This is a genomic window from Nocardiopsis coralli, from assembly GCF_014892575.1.
GTDB lineage: Bacteria > Actinomycetota > Actinomycetes > Streptosporangiales > Streptosporangiaceae > Nocardiopsis > Nocardiopsis coralli.
Genome location: NZ_JADBGI010000001.1, coordinates 135,535 through 156,703 on the forward strand (window position 1 = coordinate 135,535; position 21,169 = coordinate 156,703).

18 protein-coding genes are annotated in these 21,169 nt (G+C 65.7%); 5 read left to right on the plus strand and 13 right to left on the minus strand.

Annotated features, from left to right (window positions below; all coding sequences use genetic code 11):
* Window positions 1–15: 15 nt before the first annotated feature.
* From IDM40_RS00650 to IDM40_RS00710, 13 genes are all read right to left on the minus strand, one after another.
* Window positions 16–1,368 carry a class I adenylate-forming enzyme family protein gene (locus IDM40_RS00650; protein ID WP_193119877.1) on the minus strand — a complete coding sequence of 451 codons (1,353 nt, stop codon included), beginning with the start codon at window positions 1,366–1,368 and terminating at the stop codon, window positions 16–18.
* Window positions 1,365–1,994 carry an HAD family hydrolase gene (locus tag IDM40_RS00655; RefSeq protein WP_193119878.1) on the minus strand — a complete coding sequence of 210 codons (630 nt, stop codon included), beginning with the start codon at window positions 1,992–1,994 and terminating at the stop codon, window positions 1,365–1,367. Before IDM40_RS00655 ends, IDM40_RS00650 begins: the two co-directional genes overlap by 4 nt.
* Window positions 1,991–2,962, minus strand: a complete 972-nt coding sequence (locus IDM40_RS00660) for a nicotinate-nucleotide--dimethylbenzimidazole phosphoribosyltransferase (protein WP_193119879.1) — start codon at window positions 2,960–2,962, stop codon at window positions 1,991–1,993. Before IDM40_RS00660 ends, IDM40_RS00655 begins: the two co-directional genes overlap by 4 nt.
* A 64-nt stretch (window positions 2,963–3,026) precedes the next feature.
* Window positions 3,027–4,283, minus strand: a complete 1,257-nt coding sequence (locus IDM40_RS00665; RefSeq protein WP_193119880.1) for a glycosyltransferase family 4 protein — start codon at window positions 4,281–4,283, stop codon at window positions 3,027–3,029.
* The gene (rfbG, locus tag IDM40_RS00670; protein ID WP_193119881.1) at window positions 4,280–5,371 is read right to left on the minus strand and encodes a CDP-glucose 4,6-dehydratase; all 1,092 of its coding nucleotides are present in this window, start codon (window positions 5,369–5,371) and stop codon (window positions 4,280–4,282) included. The genes IDM40_RS00665 and rfbG overlap by 4 nt, the downstream gene beginning before the upstream one ends.
* Window positions 5,353–6,102 carry a sugar phosphate nucleotidyltransferase gene (locus IDM40_RS00675; RefSeq protein WP_193119882.1) on the minus strand — a complete coding sequence of 250 codons (750 nt, stop codon included), beginning with the start codon at window positions 6,100–6,102 and terminating at the stop codon, window positions 5,353–5,355. Before IDM40_RS00675 ends, rfbG begins: the two co-directional genes overlap by 19 nt.
* Window positions 6,099–7,748 (minus strand): carbamoyltransferase family protein, encoded by a 1,650-nt coding sequence (locus tag IDM40_RS00680; protein ID WP_193119883.1) that lies wholly within the window; start codon window positions 7,746–7,748, stop codon window positions 6,099–6,101. The genes IDM40_RS00675 and IDM40_RS00680 overlap by 4 nt, the downstream gene beginning before the upstream one ends.
* A 25-nt stretch (window positions 7,749–7,773) precedes the next feature.
* A complete protein-coding gene (locus IDM40_RS00685) occupies window positions 7,774–8,028 on the minus strand; it encodes a phosphopantetheine-binding protein (protein WP_193119884.1) in 255 nt (84 codons plus the stop codon).
* Window positions 8,025–8,936, minus strand: a complete 912-nt coding sequence (locus IDM40_RS00690; protein ID WP_193119885.1) for a glycosyltransferase family 8 protein — start codon at window positions 8,934–8,936, stop codon at window positions 8,025–8,027. Before IDM40_RS00690 ends, IDM40_RS00685 begins: the two co-directional genes overlap by 4 nt.
* 40 nt (window positions 8,937–8,976) lie before the next feature.
* Window positions 8,977–9,960 (minus strand): GDP-mannose 4,6-dehydratase, encoded by a 984-nt coding sequence (locus IDM40_RS00695; protein WP_193119886.1) that lies wholly within the window; start codon window positions 9,958–9,960, stop codon window positions 8,977–8,979.
* On the minus strand, window positions 9,957–10,937 hold the full coding sequence (locus tag IDM40_RS00700; protein ID WP_193119887.1) for a TIGR03621 family F420-dependent LLM class oxidoreductase: 981 nt from the start codon (window positions 10,935–10,937) through the stop codon (window positions 9,957–9,959). Before IDM40_RS00700 ends, IDM40_RS00695 begins: the two co-directional genes overlap by 4 nt.
* Window positions 10,938–10,974: 37 nt before the next feature.
* Complete coding sequence (locus tag IDM40_RS00705) at window positions 10,975–11,811, minus strand: carbon-nitrogen hydrolase family protein (protein WP_235997178.1); 837 nt, start codon at window positions 11,809–11,811, stop codon at window positions 10,975–10,977.
* Window positions 11,808–12,887: a Gfo/Idh/MocA family protein gene (locus IDM40_RS00710; protein ID WP_193119889.1), complete on the minus strand. Its 1,080-nt coding sequence runs from the start codon at window positions 12,885–12,887 to the stop codon at window positions 11,808–11,810. The genes IDM40_RS00705 and IDM40_RS00710 overlap by 4 nt, the downstream gene beginning before the upstream one ends.
* Window positions 12,888–14,193: 1,306 nt before the next feature.
* Here IDM40_RS00710 and IDM40_RS00715 point away from each other — a divergent pair.
* The 5 genes from IDM40_RS00715 (at window position 14,194) to IDM40_RS00735 (ending at window position 21,145) form a co-directional block, all read left to right on the plus strand.
* On the plus strand, window positions 14,194–15,861 hold the full coding sequence (locus tag IDM40_RS00715; protein ID WP_328806902.1) for an ABC transporter ATP-binding protein: 1,668 nt from the start codon (window positions 14,194–14,196) through the stop codon (window positions 15,859–15,861).
* A 31-nt stretch (window positions 15,862–15,892) separates the two neighbouring features.
* Window positions 15,893–17,650, plus strand: coding sequence for an ABC transporter ATP-binding protein (locus IDM40_RS00720; RefSeq protein WP_216630159.1), 1,758 nt, complete (start codon window positions 15,893–15,895; stop codon window positions 17,648–17,650).
* Window positions 17,647–18,897 carry a daptide-type RiPP biosynthesis aminotransferase gene (mpaD, locus tag IDM40_RS00725; RefSeq protein ID WP_216630160.1) on the plus strand — a complete coding sequence of 417 codons (1,251 nt, stop codon included), beginning with the start codon at window positions 17,647–17,649 and terminating at the stop codon, window positions 18,895–18,897. Before IDM40_RS00720 ends, mpaD begins: the two co-directional genes overlap by 4 nt.
* Window positions 18,898–18,915: 18 nt before the next feature.
* Window positions 18,916–20,112: a cytochrome P450 gene (locus IDM40_RS00730; protein WP_193119892.1), complete on the plus strand. Its 1,197-nt coding sequence runs from the start codon at window positions 18,916–18,918 to the stop codon at window positions 20,110–20,112.
* A gap of 289 nt (window positions 20,113–20,401) precedes the next feature.
* The gene (locus tag IDM40_RS00735; protein WP_193119893.1) at window positions 20,402–21,145 is read left to right on the plus strand and encodes a class I SAM-dependent methyltransferase; all 744 of its coding nucleotides are present in this window, start codon (window positions 20,402–20,404) and stop codon (window positions 21,143–21,145) included.
* The last annotated feature ends 24 nt before the right edge of the window (window positions 21,146–21,169 follow it).

Sequence of the window (21,169 nt, forward strand, 5' to 3'; positions counted from 1 at the left end):
TGAAGAAAACCGTTCTCATTCTCTGTTTGCATCGGAAAGGATCTTTCCTGTCACTGATCGCGGAATCTCGGGCACCAAGTCGATTCGACGTGGAACCTGGTGCGCGGTCAGGTGCTCTCGGCACCAGCCCACCAGTTCTCCGACAGGTACCGGACTCCTCAGCACGACACGGGCCACGGGCACCTGTCCGTAGGCGTCGTGCTCCTCCGGGAGTACCTGGACCTCCTCGACGGCCGGATGGCTTCCGAGGACGGACTCGACCTCGGTCGGGCTCACCTTCTCCCCACCGACGTTGATGACACTCGACCGACGACCGACTATGCGCAGACCCGGGCTTGTGGACCGTACGAGGTCACCGGTGCGGTACCAGCCTTCGTCCAGGTCCAGGGGTCGAAACCCGTCCGGCCCGAGTCGGCCTGTGGCGAGCGAATCCGTTCCCAGAAGGAGTTCCTCGCCTTCGGCCACCCGTTCCAGGCGGGTCCGCACGCCGGGCAGCGGTTGTCCCACGAGCGCGGTGTCCACCAGGGCTGGAGCCAGGGTCACAGCCCCAGCCTCCGATGAGCCGTAGCAGTTGAGAAGGGTGAAGGAGGCTCTCTTTCGCAGAGTATCCGCCGTGCCTTCGGACAGCGGGGCTCCGGCCGACACCGCGCGCTGCAGGGTGGGCAGGGAGAGGCCCGGGGCCGCAGCGAGCAACCGGTAGTGAGCCGGCAGGGCGATCAGGGTACGGGCTCGGTGCGCGCCCACCTCGCGCGCCAGTTGCGACGGCACGGAGCGTACGGGGATGTGGCGAGTCGGGGTACCGGTCACCAGCGCCGCCACGAGGCCGTAGTTGAAGCCGTACACGTGGAAGAGGGGCGCGCAGACGGCGACCGGATTCTCCGCTCCGTAGCTCAGGAACTCCGCGACACGCCGACCGTCGGCGAGTACGGCCCCTATGCTCCTAACGACGCCGGTGGGGGCGCCGACTGACCCTGAGGTGTAGAAGACGTGTGCGCGTTCCGGAAGGTTGGGTGGTGCTCCTCCCCCGGCTACGGGGACGTGCCGCAGGGAGAGGTCTTCGAAGACGTCCTGGACCTTCGCTTCGGATGACGGTACGTCCGTGATGATCTCCCCGGTGGCCGGGTGCGTCGTCTCCGGATCCTCATGGATGACGGGTGTCCCCACCAGGTCGCATGCGAGAAGCACGACGGCTGTGGCCACGGGGTGGTGAACACGTAGGTTCACCACCCCGTCCGGAAGCCTGCGGGCATACCGCTCGGCAGCGCCGAGAAGGTCCTGGAACGTCCATGTGCCACCACGTGCGGTGATAGCGGTGGAACGACGGTCGCCCACACTGCTCACTGCGTCGAACAGAACGGCCTGGGTCATAGTGCCCTCTCTGAGACGATCGGAAGTTCTCCGAGTGACGCTGCCCGGACAACCCCGGGTCCTGGCACCAGAGCCGTGTCTCCCACGACGTAGGTCCTGACTCTGGCCTCTGATCCCTGCTCGGCGTCTGCGTGGCCATCACCGACATAGACCGCGCGCTCACGGTCAGCGCCTAGAACCTGGATCGTCGCCAGGAGTCCGCTCGGGTCGGGTTTGGGCAACTCGACGTCTTCCCTCGACGTGATGAGCGGGACGTCCAGCCCCACCGCATCCAGGAGCAATTGTGCTTCGACCCGTGACCTGCCCGTGCAGACCCCCAGGACGACACCGGCCCCCTTCAGAGCCAGTACCAGATCGAGGGCGCCAGGCATGGCGCGCACCGTCCACAGCAAACGGGTGAAGGAGGCTCGATAGGCTGCGAACCCTAGGGACGATAGGTCGTCCCCCACCAACGTGGCAAGGGTGTCCAGGTCAGTCGACCTTTGACAGTCCGCACAACGCTCAATACTGGGTACAGGCAATCCGACGGTATGCGCGGCGTAGCGCAGACTCGCCAGGTGGGCTCTTCCCGAGTCGACAAGGGTGCCGTCGAGGTCGAAGACGACCGCTGACGGTTGCATGCTCATGGGGTGACCAGCCCCACCTTTGCCGCCGCCGGGGTATCGGCGCACACCGCGAGGACCGCGTTGATCATCCCCAGAGCGACCGCAGCACCCGAGGCCATGCCTAACCGCATTCCCAGATCGAGTAGGGGCCGGAGCTCGAGCTCGTCCAGCACGAACTGGTGGCCCGGCTCCGCCGAGCGGTGGGCGGCGACCAGGTAGCCTGCCACAGCGGGGCACAGACGGGTGGCGAGCACAGCGGCAACCCCGGTGATGAAGCCGTCCAGCACGATGATGCGTCCAGCTCGGGCAGCGCCGAGGATCACTCCGATATTGCCGCAGATTTCGAAGCCGCCGAGCGCTGCGAGCAGGCGGAGCGGATCGTCCGGATAGTTCACTGTCCTCTGCAGCGCGACCTCGACCAGGCGCGACTTGCGCTCCACCGTCGCGGGACTGGCTCCGACTCCGGAGCCGACGACCGAGGTGCCGGACAGTCCAAGCAGTCGGGCCGTCAGCGCGGCGGCCGACGTGGTGTTGCCTACCCCGATCTCTCCTACCCCCACCGCCGAGCAGTCCTGGAGGAGCCGTTCCTCCGCGAAGGCGACCCCGTTGAGGATGGAGGCACGAGCCTGCTCCACAGACATCGCATCCCGTCTGGACAGATCCTCCGTCCCGTTGGCCACTTTGTACTCGCGGGTTCTTACCGTGTCCGCCAGTCCGAAGTCCGCCGCCTCCACCCGGGCCGGTACGTGGGCGGCCAAATGATTGATAGGAGCGTCACCAGAGGTGATGAGGGAGAACACCGAGGACGTCGTGCCGTACGAAAAACGAGAGATCTCGTTTCGGGCCACGCCGTGGTCCGCGGCAGTCACACTGAGCACCGCTGGCAGGGGTCCGGTATCCGCGTCGTTCAGGACCACGGCCACCTGCTCGGCGAGGGTGTCCAGGGCACCAAGGCTGCGCGGCGGCCGTGCCCGGGTCAGCTGACGCATCTGCCAAAGACGTGATGTGTGCCCTGGCTGAGGAGGAATCCGCGAACAAAGGTCGGCGATGGCGTCAGACACGTCCGGCCACTCCCGTCATGGCCTCGAGCAGAGCGGACAGGTTTTCGGCGAAGCGTTCGGCCGTGAAGTGCTCCCGTACCCGTGTTCTGGCCGCCTCGCCTCGAGCCCTCGCGGTCCGCCGATCAGTGAGGGCCAGTTCGATCCTTGCGCGGAGGTCCTCCGGGTCGATGGTGCGATCTCCGAGCGGTCCGGAGACCGGAACTCGGAAACCGTATTCGTCGGTTGGAACCAACTCGTTGATCGAGTCCACGGAGGACACGACCACGGGTCTGGCGAACGCCATCATTTCCGCGCATACGTAGCAGAACGACTCCCACAGGCTGGGGACCACGGCGACGTCGGCCGCCGCCATCCAGGCCAACGCGTCCCGGCGGGCGACGTCCCCGACGAAGGTGACCCTGCCCCGAACACCGAGACCGAGGGCCGACCGCCGCAATCTCTCCTCCTGAGGACCTACCCCCACAAGCACCAAGTGAGAGGGGGTGGCGGTCTCGGACAGCGCCCGAAGGAGCAGGGAAAACCCCTTGACCGGTACGAGACGTCCGCAGGCCACGATGAGCGCCTTCTGCCGAGCGTCAGAGGGCAAGGAGGATCGTACGTCCCCGGGCCGAGCACTTCCGGAGATCTCGTCGATCTCCTCGAAGTCCACGCCCAGGTGCACAACGCTGCAGGGCCGGTCGAGGTCCGGGTAGTGTCCCTCAACGGCCTTTCGCAAGGCGTTGCTGATAAACACCGTGTGGTCGCTTCCGCGGATCGCCTTCTCCTCCAGGGCGAGCAGGTGAGATGCTCGGGCCGAGACTCCGTTGGTGACCTGGTGCGCACCGTCGTCGTAGGGCGTGATACCGCGAAAGTCTTGAAGGAGGATATTGAGGAGCGGAACGGCGTAGCGCCGCGCCATCGCTGCTGCCTCCGGATAGCAGAACAGGTCCGGGAAGACCACGACGTCGGGAGGACCGTACTCCCTCACCGCCTCCTCTGCAGCGGTGAACAGACCACGGTGAGTCTTCATACTCTCGTCTCGCAGACCGGTGTGCTCGTCGTACACCCTCGGCACACCCGACCGGTACACCTTGACCGCACCGTCGTGCTCTCGCACGGAGGCGAGGGCTCCAGCACCAGTGGAAGCGACGGAGACCCGCCATCCCTTGCGGGTCAGCCCTCTCGCCACATCACGCGCGACTGTGCTCGTCCCTCCGACAGAGACGGGTGGATACTCGCGGGAGAAGACCACGGCGTGTGAACCGTTCATGAGTGTGCTCCGATCGTGCTCTGTGCCAGGAATTCCTCGACCTGTCGGGACGTGGCCATTTCAGGAGCGCTCCCGGAAAAGACATCGCGATGCCAGGAGACGATGGACACGGCCATCTCCTCCACATCGAAACGATGTCGCCACTCCAGCGCACGCCGGGCCGTGGAACCGTCCAAGCGGAGTACCCTCTCCTCACCTGAAATGGCCTCCTGCCCCACCGGAGCCAAAGGTGTTCCCCCGCCGGCTCGCCAAGCGGAGGCGAGGGCCTCGGCCATACGTCCCACCGGAGCGCCGCCATCGGGAGGAGCGAAGTTCAGCGACCGCCCACTCGGCACCCGCCCGTCGGCCAGACGTGTGAGGAGCCGCAGCAGTCCTTCACACACGTCCAGGACGTGTTGCCAAGGACGGACGGCGGATGGGTCGCGCAGACGCGGATGTTCACCGGCGCTCAGAGCAGCGACGTAATCCGTCACCAGGCGACGGGATCCGTGGTCCCCTCCTCCCACGACGTTGCCGAAACGGACTGAGGCGACACGGGTGCCTTCCCCTGAATTCGGGAAATAGCGTCCATAGGCCTCGAAGACCTGCTCCGCCACCGCCTTCGACACGCTGTAGGGGCACCCCCCTCCTAACTCGTCCCCCTCCTTGTAGGGCCGCTCGCCACCGTAGTTCCGGTAACACTTGTCCGACGTCACCAGAACCAGGACCAACGGCGGGTATCGGCGCGCGGCGTCGAGCACATTGATAGTTCCGCCGACGTTGCTCTCCAGGGTCCCTCTGGGGTCACTGATGCCTACGTGGACGAGGGGCTGGGCGGCCAGGTGTAGTACCGCGTCGAACCTGCGGGCTCCCATCGCCTGCTCCACAGCCTGGTAGTCGCGCACGTCTCCTACGATCTGTGACACTCCGAAGCTTCCGAGCCACCGGCCCCGTTCACGGGTCGGTTCGTCCTCATTAAGGGAGAAGCCGGTGACTTCGGCGCCCAGCCGGGTCAGGAGCACGCACACCCAGGAGCCGACGAACCCGCTGTGGCCGGTCACGAGTACCGACCGGCCGCGCCAGTGACCGCTCAGGCTGCCATCAACCACGGGTACCCCTTCCTAGAGATGAACTCCTCCGCCTCCGAGAAGTCCTTGTACGTGTCGAAAGGCAGCCAGAGGCCGTCGTGCTCGACCGCGCTGACCTCACCCGCCGAAGCCAGCAACACGATGGTGTCCCGCTCGAGGTCGTCCCTGGTTCCCACCCTGTCAAGGAAGTCAGGTGCACAGACAAAGTAGCCGGCGGAGACGTGCCCCGGCAGGAGCGGCTTCTCCTCGAAACGGGTCACAGCGCCACGAGGACCGATGGTGAGCTGCCCGAAGCGGGAATGCACCCGTGTGGCCGCGAGGGTGACCATCGCGTCTGATGACAGGTGGGTTCGCAGAAGACGGTCGAGGTCGAGATCGCTGAGCACGTCGGCGTACCCAAGGAGGAAGTGCCGGTCTCCGATGTGGGGGCGGGCCTCCAGGAGTCGGACGGATTTGGGCGCATCGGCCTCGCTCTCCACGAACACCAAGCGGGGAGACTTCTCTCGTGTCGCGTCGGCTACGACCGGCACGGCGAACGCGTCGAGGACGACTTTCTTGATCTCGTCCGCCCCGTAGCCCAGGCACAGAATGAACTCCTCCACGCCAAAGGTGCGGTAGTAGTCGATGATGTGGAGTAGGAGTGCCCGGCCGTCCGGTAGCGGGCGGAGGGGCTTGGGTCGCTCCTCGCTCTCCGAGCGCAGCCTTAGTCCCAGTCCTCCGCACAGGAGGACCACCGGAGGTCGCTGCCTCATGCGGGATCTCCCTTGCTCACGATGACGTCACCGAGCACCAACAAGTCCATACGGGTATTGAGGAAGCAGCGCACCGCATCGGCAGGGGTCTCGACGATCGGCTCGTCCCGGTCGTTGAACGAAGTGTTGAGCAGGACCGGTACCCCTGTCAGATCGCGGAACGCGGAGAGGAGCTCGCACAGGCGGGGGTTAAGCGACCAGGAAGCGGTCTGGAGCCGCGCGGTTCCGTCCACGTGTGTGACGGCCGGTATGACCGAACGCTTGTCCTCGAGCACCTGGGGAACCATCAGCATGTAGTACGCGTTGACGTCGGAGTCGAAGTACTCGGTCTGGTGTTTCTCCAGGACTACCGGCGCGAAGGGACGGAATGCCTCACGGTGCTTGACCTTCGCGTTAATAAGGTCTTTCATCCCGGCATGGCGGGGATCGCCGAGGATGCTGCGGTTGCCCAGTGCCCGTGGCCCAGACTCGGACCGACCCTGGAACCAGCCAACCACGGCGCCACCGGCGATCTCCCCAGCGACCCGCTGGTACACGTCATCGGGGCGGACGCTTCTCAGGGGGGCAGGGGCCTCATGGATCGCCCTGTCGATCTCCTCGTCCGAGTACTCGCAGCCGAGGTAGGGGGAGAACGGACGGTCGGCAGGAATCCATTTTCGATCGCCCAGGGCGTGATAGCCGTGCAGGGCCGCGCCGAGGCCCGTACCAGCGTCACCGGCTGCGGGAACGACGTGCACCCGCTTGAACGGTGTCCGCTGCAGGATCTTGAAGTTCGCGACACTGTTCAAGGCCACTCCGCCGGCCAGGCAGAGGTCGTCTGAACCGGTCCGTGCGTGCAGCCAGTCGGCGAGTTGCACGAGGATGTGCTCAACGTGGTGCTGGACAGCGTGGGCGAAGTCCGCCCGCACCTGATCTCGTTCCGAGGGTCCTGCGGCATGGCCCAGTTCCTTGCTGACCAGTTCGCGCAGGCGGATCTGCTGCTCTGTGGACTGCTGGAATCCCCCTTCTGTGACCCGGTAGAGGCCTTCGAACGCCGTGATGTACCGGGGGCTGCCGTACGGGGCCAGCCCCATTGTCTTTCCCGGTTCACCCATGCCGCCCGGGCCGATGAAGCCGATCAACTTGGACACGGTCTCGTACATCCAACCGACCGAGTCCTCATAGGGGTCATCCGAACGGTTCTCCCTACGGGTGATTCTCCCGTGCCTACCACCGATGTATTCCAGCCCGTCCGGTCCCCCTGTGTAATGGGAGACCGTCTCCCCGTACAGGAGCCCGTCCTTCTCGATCGTGCTCCCGACCCCGTCGACGACCATGACTGACGCCTGTTCGAACGGTGATGTGTAGAAGGTGCTGGCAGCGTGCGCCAGGTGGTGTCCCATCCATTCGACCCTGTCGCGATAGCGCAGGGTGTAGACGGGGTTGATGAAGTCGTTGGCCACGACGACGTCGACGTCGTCGATGGTGATTCCCGCGTCGGAGAGGACATAGTCCGCCGCGGCACACTGCTGAAGCCGGGGCCCCAGCCCAAAGGCAATCTTCACCCTGCTCAGACGCTCCTCTTCGACGGAGGAGACGACTTGTCCGTCCTCCACCAGGCAGGCACTGAAGTCGTGGTGGGAGCCGCCCAATCCGAGTACACGCATGTGTCCGTCCCTTCGGTGGGCTGCTTTATCCACGGTGGTCGAGAACGTAGTCGACCATCTTCTTGACGGAGCTGAACCTCTCCACCGTCAGTTCCTCGTCGGGGATCGTGATGTTGAACTCCGATTCCAGCCACACCAAGCTCTCCAGGATGCCCAGGGAATCGAAGCCCGCGAACTCACGCAGGTCCTTGTCCTCGGACACCTCCTGGTCGCGCAGTTCGGGGATGGTCGTGGCGAGGTGCTTCGACACCGACTCGGAGATCTGCTTGCGGTCGTTCATTGCGTACCCTTCGTGAGCTGTTCGCGGGGGGTTCCGTCCGCTGAGAGGACGGGGTCGAGGTATTCGTGGTAGAGGGAGGAGGCACGGCCGGACGGGAGGAGGCCCATCCAGGGTTTGGCCGGGGAGGCGTAGTGGAGGACACGCGCGCCGACCTCCGCGTCGAGCAGCCGTCCCATGGGCATGAGGTCCTCCGCGGTGTACCTGACCCAGGGGGTCCGGTTGAGAGCGGAGAAGGGGAAAGCGTTCCACTCGGCGGGAAAGCGCTCCCAACGGTCGTCAGCTGCCCAGTTCAAGGCGTCCTGGTCCCAGAGCCGAATGTGCTGGGGGTATTCTTCGACAAAAACGAACCCCCGCTCGAAGAAGCCTTCTTCGCGGCTGCGGTCCAGGTCGATAAGCATGAGACCGGAATTGAAGTACTCGCGGTCACCAGGGATGCCCAGCTCTACCCAGCCCGGCATCGCCTTGCCGAATCGGTAAGCCGGATTGACGGGATCACGTACGGCGCCGATGCACGATCCACGCAGATCGGTGTCCAGGACCTCCCGGAGGTCACCCAGCACCAGGAGGTCGGAGTCGAGGTAGAGCACACGTCCCACCTCAGGCAGGACCCGGGGTAGCAGCATGCGCAGATAATTCGCGTGCGCGCCACCGAAGGCGACGGGGTACTCCATGACCGGCAGGTGGACGTGATGGAACCGAACGCAGATCCCCAACCTGGCAGCGTGGCCGGTCAGGCGACGCAGGGACGCCCCTGATAGTCCGGTGTGCAGGACCCTAACATCAAGCGCGGGGACCAGGTCGGGGGCGCAGTCCCGGAGAGACTGCCACGCCACCGTCAGCGGGAGGCAGTAGTTCTCGTCGACGGCGAAGGCGACAGTCGTGGTCGATGGGCGTGCGAAGGAGTTCATGGAGGCCCCACCCCCTTCTCATTCATGGCTGACCGTGTGCTCATGCCTTGAGCACCGGTCCCTGCGCTCTGTCTTGGCCTTCCTCACGGCGCACAGAAACCGCCCACCTGACGATGCGCTCCAAGCCGTCCTCCAACATCACCTCCGGTTCCCATCCCAGCTGCCGCCGGGCGCGGGTGATGTCGGGGACCCGTCGGCTCGGGTCATTGACCGAGCGGTCGATGAAGTCGACCGGAGAGTCGGACCCGCACACGTCGCGCACGCGCCGAGCAAGGTCAAGGACGGTGATCTCCTCTGGGTTCCCGAGGTTGACCGGACCAGTACCGCCACGGTGAAGCATGCGCGCGATCCCCTCCACCAGATCGTCCACGTAGCACAGAGATCTGGTCTGGGTTCCATCGCCGGCCACGGTGAGCGGAGCGCGCTCCAAGCTCTGCCTGACGAAGGTCGGTACGGCTCGGCCGTCGTAGGGGCGCATACGCGGCCCGTAGGTGTTGAAGATGCGAACGATGGATGTCGCGACGCCGCGTTCTCGACGGTAGGCCATGGTCAGTGCTTCGGAGAATCGTTTCGCCTCGTCATAGACGGATCGCGGGCCAGTCGGACTGACATGCCCCACGTATCCCTCGTGCTGCGGGTGCACCTGCGGATCCCCGTACACCTCGCTGGTGGAGGCGAGCAAGAAGCGGGCTCCCGTCCTGTACGCCAGATCGAGCGCGTTGCGGGTGCCGACGGAACCTACCTCCAAGGTCTGCAGAGGAAGACGCAGGTAGTCGACAGGGCTGGCCGGTGAGGCCAGGTGAAGGATCGCGTCTACCTCGCCGGAGACCTGCAGGACCCGCACCATGTCGTGTTCGAGAAAGTGGAACTTCGGTTCGTTCTCCAGGCACTCGAGGTTCTCCCGGTCTCCGGTACTCAGGTTGTCCGCGCAGAGCACCTCGTATCCGTCGGCAACCAGTCGTTCGCACAGGTGCGACCCGATGAACCCAGCTCCACCGGTAACGATCACGCGCGAGCCGCTCATTCGACCCCCATGAGAGCGGAGGATCGTTCGGCCGATGTCAGGCGGGCGACCACCGGAGCGAACACCTCGGCCTGGTTCGCTGGAATGACCCAATAGGTGATCCCGAACCGTTCCCGACGTTCGAGAAGGGTGTCGCAGATCTGTTCCACGGAACCGACAACGGCCAGCGGGGATTCCAGGGCCTCCTCGGGCGGGAGGCCGAACATAGGTGACAGGACCCTTCGTGCATACCGGTCGCGCTGTTCGGTGACCGCAGCTGCGAAGGCCAGGCACTGGAGTTCCGGTGGTGAAACGCAGGCAGCTGTGAGTTCTCGGATTAGTCGTACACGTTCGTCGAAGCGATCCGCTGTCGCCGAGGCTCCGAAGCGCGTGTCCTTGCCCCCGGAGGACAGGACCGCCCCGATGTTGATGATCGAGGCGTGGCGCGCCGCCACCCCGAGTACGCGTTCCCCGCCGCCACCGATGGTCAGGGGCGCTTTGTCCTGGACAGGCTGCGGCCTTCCGACTGCTCCGTCGATTTGCAGGTGACGTCCGCGGAGACTCGCCGCAGACTCCTCCCACAGCCGAGTGAAGACCTCGGCGCTCTCCTCGAGCAAGTCGATGCGTTCACGGGGCGGTGCCATCTTCACACCCGCGCGAAGGTAGTCCTGGACGTACCAGCCCGCTCCTAGGCCAACCTCCGTCCTACCGCCGGACACAATATCCAGCGTCGCCATCTCTTTGTAGAGGAGGGGTACTGACCTCAGCCCGGCCGCGAGCATCAGGGTGCCCAGACGCAGGTGCGAGGTGTGCTCCGCGGCGACAGCCAGAGAGACCAGTGGTCCCCAGTCCTTGTCCTGATGGTCGGGGAAGAGCAGCGAGGAATAACCGAGCGACTCGACCAGCCGCGCCGTGCGGCGCCAACCCTGGGCGTCGACCGCGCCAGCTGCGAGAACGCCAAAGCGGAAGGGGCGCGGCCCGGGTGGAACATTTGGCATGGTGTGGTCCTTCAGAAAGAAGTGAGGGGGTCTGGAGTCATGACTGTTCGGTCAACCTCGAGTAGGCGCTCGGGTGCCTGGTGCCCGGCCCCCAGATCTGAGCGGACCGGTACTTCCGTAGCAGCCGCAGGTCCAGGTCGGCCAGGACCAGGCCCGGCCGGTGATCGGCCTCCACTAGACGATGGTCACGCGGCCTACCGTCGCGGAACGCCATTCCGTCGAAAACGCAGGACCGGCCGTTCATCCGTGGAGCCGGGTAGTTCGCCATGGCGTGGACGGCCATGTTCTCGAATGCCCTCGCCCGGTACTGGCCCACGCGGTCGTCACAGAGCAGGCATGCGTTGGGGGTCACGACCAGCTCGGCTCCTCCGAGTGCAAGGCTCCTGGCCGACTCGGGGAACTCCCTGTCGAAGCAGATCATCATGCCCACGTCGACATGCTCTGTGCCGGTGTCCAGGCGCACCACGTCGAATTCCTCACCAGCCGTAAGCCCGGCTTCCCAGGTGAAATCGCAGGTGTGCACCTTGTTGTAGGTGAGCAGGTCGCGACCCCGGCGATCGATGAGGGTGGCCGCGTTGCCCAGGCCGTTCACGCCATCCCGGAGATACGTGACCACGACGGCCATGTCGTTCTCACGCGCGGCCCCGCGGAACGCCTCCAACCACTGCGAGCCGGGGCCGATCGCAAGGTTCTCCCAAACGAAGCGCGCGTCCGGGGCCCGAGGCGGCGTCCCGTAGCCGGTACTCCACATCTCGGGGAAGACCAGCAGGTCCGCGCCCTCCGCCGCGGCCTCACGGCAGATGTCCAAGCCTCGGTGAAGATTGCTGTCAGGGTCGTTCACGACTGCGCGATACTGCGCCAGAGCGATCCTCATATGTGCTCGCCACGGCGGGGGTCCGGAACAACGGAGGAGAGTCCGGGCGGGTTCGGGACGCGAACGCGCCGTCCGGTCCGGGCGGAATCGATGGCCGCGTGCACCATGGCGAGGGTGCCGAGGTTGTTCGAGCACTCCCCCCAGGGCGTTCTACCCGTGCGAAGGGCGCGGATGAAATCCGCGAGAACCCCCCTAATACCGTCCCCGGACCGGCTCGGTTCCGGGAGCACGACGTGCTCGGGTGCGGACGGGGAGAGCCGTACCGGTGGTCCCTCCCCGTCCCACAGGGCACTACCGTGCGCTCCGCTGACACGCCACTCGCCGTCCCACGAAGTCATGTCACCGGGAGCGGACCAACTCCCGTTGTAGACGAACCGGCCACCACCGTCCATCTCGAACACACAGGTAGCCGACCCTCCGGAGGAATACCGACTCCATGACGGACCGTACTCCTCGCAGTACACATGGGTGGCCTGCTTCCCCGTAAGGTAACGCACGGCGTCGACCGTGTGGACCATCATGTCCACGAGCAGCGGGTGGGCCATCTCCGTTCGGAACCCGTCGAAGGCCTCGTCTCGCAGGAAGTTCACCACAATGACGGCCGGAGGTCCGATGGCACGGACATGAGCGCGCAGTGAGGACAGGTGGGGCTCGTAGGTACGACTCTGCGCCACCATGAACAGTTGACGGGCGTCACGGGCGAGCACAACCAGCTCCTCGGCTTCCTCCAGGGAGGCGGCCATCGGCTTCTCGCCCAGTACCGGAAGGCCAGCCCCCAGGGCTCGGGCGGTGACAGGGAAATGGGCATCCGGGGGGGTCACATTGACCACCCCGTCGACGCGGCCGATCTGCGGGGTTCGCAGTAGTGCGTCCAGGGACTCAGCCACAGGAACCTCGCCGGCCCGAGTTCGGATCACCGACCACCGCGCCCTCTTGACCTCGGTGTCAACCACCCCCGCCAGCTCGGTCTCGTCCGAGGCCAGTACGGCTCGCATCCATTCGAGACCCATGGCCCCGGATCCGACGACCACCATACGAAGGACGGGCCCTTCAACGGTCCGGAACTCGGTCTCCACGCTACCTCTTTCCACTGGGCCAGCTCCACGCCCGCCATTCGATGGAGGCGGACGACAGGCACCGGAACACAACTGACCAATCGGTTACTGATGAACACCCCATCGAAGATTCCGAGGCCAGCGAATACGTCTTCATCATCGAAAAAATAGCGAACAACTTATCTGCGGCCATGAGGGCGAAACAACAGGCCCCATGGCCCATAGCAGAAGGAAGTATTCAATGATTCAGCAAAGAGTGTCAAGACCCTACAAGTCACCTTAAGTCGCGGGGACGGGTGCAACCTGGAAAGCAAATCCTGAACCATCCACCAGACCCCGACACGGGGAAGACTACAGCTTACGAACACAAAAAGAGCCACGCAAGCCGGACAGTCGGATGCACAGAACTCGGAGAACTACCTGTTCAGGCATCCGAGAGCTGCGGATCGCCGACTCGGACGTGGCCACAAGCGGCCATCGGGTTTCCCCCAGCCCGCCCTGGGGCAAGCGCGCGACATCCTCGAAAACCTGTTGTTGCTTCGGTTCGATAGACAGATTCCCGCTTTCGGGTATTTTGTCATCGAACGAGGAGATTGCAGTGCCCAAGACCCGCCCCGCGGGTCGGGCCAGACGGCCGGAGATGGTGTGGATGAGGTCGTTCAGCCGGTGGGGCCGGCGCTGGGCCGCTACGCTGATGTCAGCGGCCACCGCCGGGGTTTTCGTTGTCTTCCCAACCATCGATGATCACGCGGTGGCCGTCTGTGTGTCCGGCGAATGCGCAGATCAAGGGCTGTCGTGCTGCCATCTCCGGCAAACGGTTCCAGGTCAGGGCAACCGGATCTACAACTGGAGCACAAGGAGCCACGGGTCGACCAAGGAGTTGTGGACACACCGGATGGCACTCACGGAGACAAACCCCAACAAGAGTCATAACAGCCATGTGAAAACTGTGAAACTCCTGATGGGGCACTCCCAGAGCAACTAGATCCACCACATGGACTTGACACTAAACCGGATCCTGAGCTAGGTTCCAGATCGCTGATTCATTGCGGCGTGGGCATGTTCCGCCTGCTTTCTTTTAAGGGTTCCGACAGTCACATGAAGAAATCCATTTCTCAGAGAAGACCCGCCGCAAGAAAGGCTGGTGCCTAAGGTGCAGTTGCCCGAGTCCAGAGAGGAACGCCCTGGGAAGAGCAACCCGATGACCTTACTCAGAGCACGGAGGGAATGGGTTTTCTTCGCCACCCTGTGGCGGTCCCATCCAGGGCTGACAGCCGTGTGGTGGGCACTGACCCTGTTCCGGGGAATTCTTCCCGCGGGTTTCGTCGTGGCGATCGGAGCGCTCGTCGGAGCCGTCGTCGACGGTGCTCCGCTGACGGCACCGCTGCTCCTGATCGGTGTCGTCTTCGCCCTCATGCAGCTCCTGGCGCCCCTGCACAACCAGATTGGCTCAATGCTGGGCGAGCACGTCTCTAACCGGCTGCACGATCGCCTGCTCGTCGCCGCGGGCACCCCCGAGGGCATCACGCACCTGGAGAACCGCGCGCACATGGACGAGATGACCGCGGCGCGGGACTTCGACCTCGGGATGATCGGCCCTCCCCTGCACCTGTCCATGAGCATCATCGCGGGCGGCCTGGTGACGGCGATCTCGGGCCTGGCACAGGCCGCGGTCCTGGCCGCCTACGCCTGGTGGGCGCCGCTCCTGGTGGGCGGCGCCTGGCTCTCCACCCACTGGCTGCTCCGTGAGAGCTCCCAGTGGGACCGCAACACAGGGGAGGTCCTGGACGCCCAGCGCCGTGCCGAGTACTCCTACCGGCTGGCGGTCGACTCCCCCGCCGCCAAGGAGATCCGGCTCTTCGGCCTGGCGAGCTGGGTGACCGACCGTTTCGCCGCGGACCGTCGGGCCCTCGTCGAACTGCGCTGGCACGCTACCCGGCTGCGGCAGAAGCCGATGCGCTGGGCAGTGGCGGTCCTGACGACCTCGGGAGGACTGCTCTTCTGGTCCCTGGGACGGGATGCAGCCACGGGCGCCGTCGACCTGGGCCAGGTGAGTACCTTCGCCTACGCGGCGGTGGGAGCCAGCGCGCTGGCCTTCGGCGGCCTGAACTGGGCCCTGTCCCTGGCCTCCGACGGGGTCGCGTCGGTGCTGCGCGTGGAGGCGACGATGGCCTCCAGCGGCGCGGCCCGCAGCGTGGTCTCCGGACGCACAACGGCCGAGGGAATGCCCGCGGCCGAAATCAGATTCCGTGACGTCACCTTCACCTATCCCAGCATGTCGAGGCCGGTCCTGGACGGGCTCGACCTCACCGTCCCCGCCGGGAGCTCGCTGGCCGTGGTCGGGGGCAACGGCGCCGGGAAGTCGACCCTGGTCAAGCTCCTGTGCCGCCTCTACGACCCGGTCTCGGGGAGGATCGAGGTCGACGGCACGGACCTGCGAGAACTGGACCTGGAATCCTGGCGCCGCCGGACCAGCGCGATCTTCCAGGACTTCATCCGCTACGAGCTCTCCCTCAAGGACAACGTCGCACCACTGGACGCCACCGACGAAGAAGTCCGCCAGGCCTTGGACACCGCGGGCGCCGCCGACCTGCGCGACCTCGACCGGATCCTCTCCCCTGGCTACGAGAACGGCACCGACCTGTCCGGCGGGCAGTGGCAGCGTGTCGCCCTGGCTCGAGTCCTGCACGCCGTGAACCGAGGAGCCGGAGTGGTCGTCCTGGACGAGCCCACCGCCCAGCTGGACGTACGCGGCGAGGCCGAGGTCTTCGACCGCGTGCTGGAGGCCACCCGGGGGTGCACGACCGTCCTCATCTCCCACCGCTTCTCCACGGTCCGCCGCGCCGACCGGATCTGCGTCATCGATCAGGGCAGGGTCGTGGAACTCGGGAGCCACGACGAACTCATGGCCCTCGGAGGCACCTACAAACGCCTCTTCGAACTCCAGGCCACCCGGTTCAACGAAGAACGGAACGGAGCCGACCGTGCCAGCTGAGGACCACCCACTCCCCTCTTCCTGGCGGGGCATGGTCCGCACACTGCGCCTGGGCTGGACCGCCTCTCCTAGGCTCATCGCCGTCGCGTTCGCCACGACGGTCGGCGCCGCCCTGCCCGACGCCCTGATCGCCGTCGTCCTGGCGCTACTCGCGGACGCGGTCCTCTCCGGAAACCAGGCCGGCGTGGTCACCGCAGCTATACTCCTGGGCGCGCTGGCGGTCACCAGCTGGCTGCTGCGCCTGCTGAGCGAGCGGGCCAACCGGCGCTTCGCCGACCGCGCCGCGGTGTTCATGGAAGCGCACGTGGTCCAGCTCCAGAGCGGCATCCCCTCCCTGGAGCACCACGAACGCCCCTCCTACGTCAACCGTGTCCAGCTCGTGCGCGATCACGCGGACACCCTGAGTGAGGTCTACCAGTACCTGTTCCAGGCGGTCGGCGCCGTCCTGCGCCTGATCCTGACCATCTCCCTGCTGATGACCGTCCACCCCCTGCTGGGACTGCTCGGGCTGTTCGCCGTGCCCATCGCCCTGGTCTCCCACTGGCGCGGAGGGGCCGAACACACACTGGAGGAGAGACTCGGACACCACGCACGCCTGGCACGGCACTTTTTCCTGCTGGGGACGGACGCCTCCCCCGGACGTGAACTGCGTGTCGCCCGCGGCAGGGACCGGGTCCGCCAGGGACGCCAGCAGGCATGGGCCGCACGCCACCGTGCCATGTCCCGGGCCCGCTGGACGACCACCGCGTGGCAATCGATCGCGCTCGCCGTCTTCAGCAGCGCGTTCGTCGGCTCCGTCGCCGCGGTGGCGCTGAACGGCGGCTCTGCCGCACAGGTCGTGCTCCTGCTCACCGCCGGAAGCCGCCTGGCCCAGTACCTCAGCGAGACACTCGGCCAGGTCCACTTCCTGCGCACCATCTGGTTGGAGGGAGGCTGCCGCCTGTTGTGGCTGGAGGAGTTGTCCTCCATGGCAGCCAAGCAGAGCCCGGCCCCCCCGCCTGAGGAGATGCGCTCCGGCATCACCCTGGACAGGGTCTCCTTCACCTACCCCGGGACGGACCGGAAGGTGCTGGACGACGTGACGCTCCGCCTGCCCGCGGGAGCCGTGGTGGCCATGGTCGGTGAGAACGGAGCGGGCAAGTCCACGCTGGTCAAGCTCCTGGCGAAGATGTACGAACCCGACACCGGGCGGATCCTGGTCGACGATGCCGCCCTCGCCGACATGCCGGCCGACGCCTGGCGCGAAAGACTCTCGGGCGCCTTCCAGGACTTCGCCCGCTTCGAATACCCGCTGCGGCTGTCCATCGGACTGGGCGACCTGGCCAGGGCCGAGGACGCCGGTGCGGTCGAGCGGGCGGTTGAACGGGCCGACGCACGCGCGCTGGTGGACCGGCTCGACCAGGGGCTGGACACCCAGCTCGGCAACACCTGGGCCGAGGGAGCCGAACTCTCCGAAGGACAGTGGCAGAAGGTCGCCCTCGCCCGCGGTTACATGCGCGACCAGCCCTTGATCCTGCTTCTGGACGAGCCCGCCTCCGCTCTGGACGCCGAGACAGAGCACCTGTTGTTCGAACAGTACGCCGAGCGCTCCAGAGCCCTCAGAAACCGGGGCCGCGTCACGCTCCTGGTCTCGCACCGCTTCTCCACCGTGCGCATGGCCGACCTGATCATCGTCCTGGACGGGACCCGGGTCCGTGAACAGGGCAGCCACGAGGAACTCCTCGCGCTGGGCGGCCGCTACGCCGAACTGTACGAGATCCAGGCCCGCGCCTACCGAACCGTGAGGTGATCACTCTGTCTCCCTCGTCCCCCCTGTGGGAACTCCTGGGAAGGCCCAGCGGCTTCGGGGCTCCCGAGCGCACTGCCACACATGCCCAGGGGACTCGTGTCCTCTTCGCCGACGGTCACTGGCGCTTGTGCGCGACCAGCGGGTTGTGGAACGCCAACCTGGGTTACGGAAATCGACGCATCGCCGATGCGGTGGGGAAGGCCCTGATCGACCACTCCTACCTGAGCCTCTTCCGAAGCGCTCACACTCCCGCGATCAACGCGGCCCGGGCACTCCTCGGAGTCTGTGGGGAGGAGCACTACGCACAGGTCCTCTTCACCACGTCGGGCGGTTCCGCCAATGACGCGGCCATGAAGTTGGCCAGGCAGTACTGGGCCCTCCAACGACAGTTCCGCCGCCGAGTCGTCGTGGGACTCCACGGCAGCTACCACGGTCTCACCTACGGCAGCCACGGCCTGACCGGAGAATCGCTCGCCCAGAGCTACTACAGCGTGGACCAGCGTTGGATTCGTCACGTCGGCCACCAGGACGCGGGACAACTGACCGAACTGTTGGCCACCGAGGGTGAATCGGTGGCGGCGATCGTCGTCGAACCGGTCCTGGGCACAGGTGCGTACCCGTTGTCCCAGCAGATGGTCGCGGACCTGCTGCGCTTGCGACGCGAACACGGTTTCCTCCTCGTGGCCGATGAGGTCGCCACCGGGTTCGGTCGGACCGGCCCCTACTTCGCCAGTCAGGAGTGGCCCGAGTCCCCCGACATCCTTTTGGCCTCCAAGGGGTTGACCAACGGTACGTGCGCGGCGGCGGCGGTCGTGGTCTCGGCAGGGGTCCAATCGGTGTTCGCACGGGCCGACGCCCAGTTGGTGCACGCGGAGACACAGGCGGGTTCCCCCTCTACGTGCGCGGCGATCGTGACGTCGATCGAGGAGGTGCAACGACTCGACGCGCTCCAGAACGGGAAACGAGTGTCTGCGGGGCTGGACTCGGTCCTCGGCTCCATCACCAACCACCCCCTCGTGCGTTCCAGCGGAGGCACAGGATGCTTCCGGTCTATCAGGCTGCACACGTCGGACGAGGTTACTCCGACCGCCGTCGTGGACAGTATCCGCAGGGCTGGCGCCCTCGTCAGCCCCGGCCCCGGCTGCGTCCAACTGGCTCCCGCCCTCGTTTACGGACCAGATGATCTGGAGGAACTGGAGCGCGCCCTATGGGACGGACTGAACAGAACCGCGGAAGAATCCTCCTGACGGGAAGTGGTCCTTACGATGACCGAGAATGCGTACGCCCCGCGTTTTCCCGAGGTACGGGAGAACCCCTACGACCCACCCAGCTCCTACCGTCTGGGACGGGGCGGCCCGTACCGGACTGCGCTCTCCTACGGAGGCCATGCCTGGATGGTGACGGACCTCGAGACGGCCAGGGCAGTCCTGGCGGACGTGCGCTTCAGCTCCGACTCGACCAACCCCGACTACCCCAACCTCCCTCTTTCATCCAAGCACCGTGTACCAGGGCACTTCCTGTCCATGGACCCACCCGATCACACCGCCATGCGCAGGATGGTCACGTCCGACTTCAGCGCGACTCGCGTCCGACGGCTGCGGCCCAAGGTGGACACCGTCGTCTCGGACCTCATCAACACCCTGGTCGGAGGTGGGGCATCGTCCGGCGACCTGACGGCCACGGTCGCCGTACCACTCCCCGGAGCAGGAACAGCGGAGATGTTCGGGGTACCGGAAGATCAGAGGTCCGTCTTCATGGACTGCGCTCGCAGGCTCCAGATCCAGGACGCGACGACGGCGCGTCGAGTTGCGATCAGCGGACGGACGAACCGCCTGCTTACGAAGATGATCGAGGCGAAAGCGGACGCACCTGGCAACGACATCCTCTCCCGACTCGCCAGACTCCGTGCGGGCGGCGCCCTGACGACGGAGCAGGCGGTCGGCATCGCCAACCTCATCCTCGTGGCCGGGTTGGAAACGGTGGCCGGGTTGTTCTCCCTGACGATGCTCTCCCTCCTCCGGGACGAGAGTCAGCGCCGTCTGATCAGTGAATCCCCCCGGCGGTGGGCCGGCCCGGCTGTTAACGAGTCACTGCGCTACTGGACTGTGATCGAACAAGGCGTGGCCCGAGTGTGTACGGACGAGGTGGAGATCGGAGGGCAACTGATCCGCAAAGGCGATGCAGTCATCGTCCACCTGCCCACGGTCAACCGTGACCCGTCCGTCTTCCCCTGCCCCGACGAGTTCGACATGACGAGGAACCCACAGGGACACCTGGCTTTCGGTCACGGCGTACACCACTGCCTTGGGAGTTCCGTGGCGCAGCTACAAACGGAACTGGCCGTCACCGCCCTCTTCGAGCGACTCCCCCAACTCCGCCTCATCCAACCGGAGGGCCCCTTCGAGTTCTTGGACGACATGTTGGTCTACGGCCTGCGAGAGCTACAGGTCACATGGTCCTGACATTCCTCTACCGGGGTTCAGGCCGTAGGTGGTCATCCCTCACAACACACAAGGATCGCGTATGAACAGCGCACAGATTCCGGTCATCGACTTGGGGCACTAAGAGGGCGGAGGGCCCGGCAGAGCGGAGGCGGCCGACGAGATCCGCGCTGCTTGCGAAGACATCGGGTTCTTCACCGCCAGGGCACGGCGGTCCCACGTCCTCCGGGAGAGGTTCACCCGCTAGTGCGAGACGCGAGCAACTGATGCGGACAACGGCGAGAGACGGATGATCACGAGAACAGCACAGATGTACGAGGACCTGGCGGACGACTTCGACCAGGCCGTTCCCTTCTACGCCTCCTTCGGGCGCGCCATGGTGAATGCAATCGACCCGAGAAGCGATTCCGCTCTCCTCGACCTCGCCGCGGGACGAGGAGCCGTGTCCCGTCCGGCTCTGGAACGCGGGTGCTCGGTGACGGCCGTGGACGCGGCTCCGTCGATGGTCGCCCACCTCCGACGGGATCTTCCCGAAGTACGTGCTCACGTCATGGACGTGCACGAACTCGCATTCGGTGACGCGTCGTTCGACGTCGTCACAGCGGGGTTCGCCCTCGACCTCCTCGACTCCCCGATCACGGTGTTGAGGGAGGCACACCGAGTACTCAGGGCAGGTGGTCTGGTGGCCTTCACACTCCCCGGGGGCAGCCATGACTCCGGCGACCTGTCGTTCTGCAACCGTCTGTACGCGAAGTACTCCGGTTACCTACCGGCCTTCGAACAGCCCCTCGTGCACACCTTAGACGCCGCCTCCGACCTCCGAAGCGCCGGCTTCACCGAGGTCTCCGTCGAGGAGATCACGGTCGAGGTCAAGATACCCGACTCCGAGTCAGCGTGGGCCTTCCTTACCAAGAACGGGACCGGAGAACTGATCCTGTCCCTTCCCCCCGCCCAGCGCGACGAGTTCCGAAAGAAAGTGGACGATGCCTTCGCCCGTCTCGATCGGACGGCCGTGCTGAAAAGGACCGTCCGCCTGTGGAGTGGACGCAGGTGACCGCGGTGTCTACCGCGGTGTCTG

Bases quoted from the DNA above. Each gene is read 5' to 3' on its own strand.
- IDM40_RS00650 (WP_193119877.1), bottom strand. From the start codon at position 1,368: ATGACCCAGGCCGTTCTGTTCGACGCAGTGAGCAGTGTGGGCGACCGT.
- IDM40_RS00655 (WP_193119878.1), bottom strand. From the start codon at position 1,994: ATGAGCATGCAACCGTCAGCGGTCGTCTTCGACCTCGACGGCACCCTT.
- IDM40_RS00660 (WP_193119879.1), bottom strand. From the start codon at position 2,962: ATGCGTCAGCTGACCCGGGCACGGCCGCCGCGCAGCCTTGGTGCCCTG.
- IDM40_RS00665 (WP_193119880.1), bottom strand. From the start codon at position 4,283: ATGAACGGTTCACACGCCGTGGTCTTCTCCCGCGAGTATCCACCCGTC.
- IDM40_RS00675 (WP_193119882.1), bottom strand. From the start codon at position 6,102: ATGAGGCAGCGACCTCCGGTGGTCCTCCTGTGCGGAGGACTGGGACTA.
- IDM40_RS00680 (WP_193119883.1), bottom strand. From the start codon at position 7,748: ATGCGTGTACTCGGATTGGGCGGCTCCCACCACGACTTCAGTGCCTGC.
- IDM40_RS00685 (WP_193119884.1), bottom strand. From the start codon at position 8,028: ATGAACGACCGCAAGCAGATCTCCGAGTCGGTGTCGAAGCACCTCGCC.
- IDM40_RS00690 (WP_193119885.1), bottom strand. From the start codon at position 8,936: ATGAACTCCTTCGCACGCCCATCGACCACGACTGTCGCCTTCGCCGTC.
- IDM40_RS00695 (WP_193119886.1), bottom strand. From the start codon at position 9,960: ATGAGCGGCTCGCGCGTGATCGTTACCGGTGGAGCTGGGTTCATCGGG.
- IDM40_RS00700 (WP_193119887.1), bottom strand. From the start codon at position 10,937: ATGCCAAATGTTCCACCCGGGCCGCGCCCCTTCCGCTTTGGCGTTCTC.
- IDM40_RS00705 (WP_235997178.1), bottom strand. From the start codon at position 11,811: ATGAGGATCGCTCTGGCGCAGTATCGCGCAGTCGTGAACGACCCTGAC.
- IDM40_RS00720 (WP_216630159.1), top strand. From the start codon at position 15,893: ATGGTCCGCACACTGCGCCTGGGCTGGACCGCCTCTCCTAGGCTCATC.
- IDM40_RS00730 (WP_193119892.1), top strand. From the start codon at position 18,916: ATGACCGAGAATGCGTACGCCCCGCGTTTTCCCGAGGTACGGGAGAAC.
- IDM40_RS00735 (WP_193119893.1), top strand. From the start codon at position 20,402: ATGTACGAGGACCTGGCGGACGACTTCGACCAGGCCGTTCCCTTCTAC.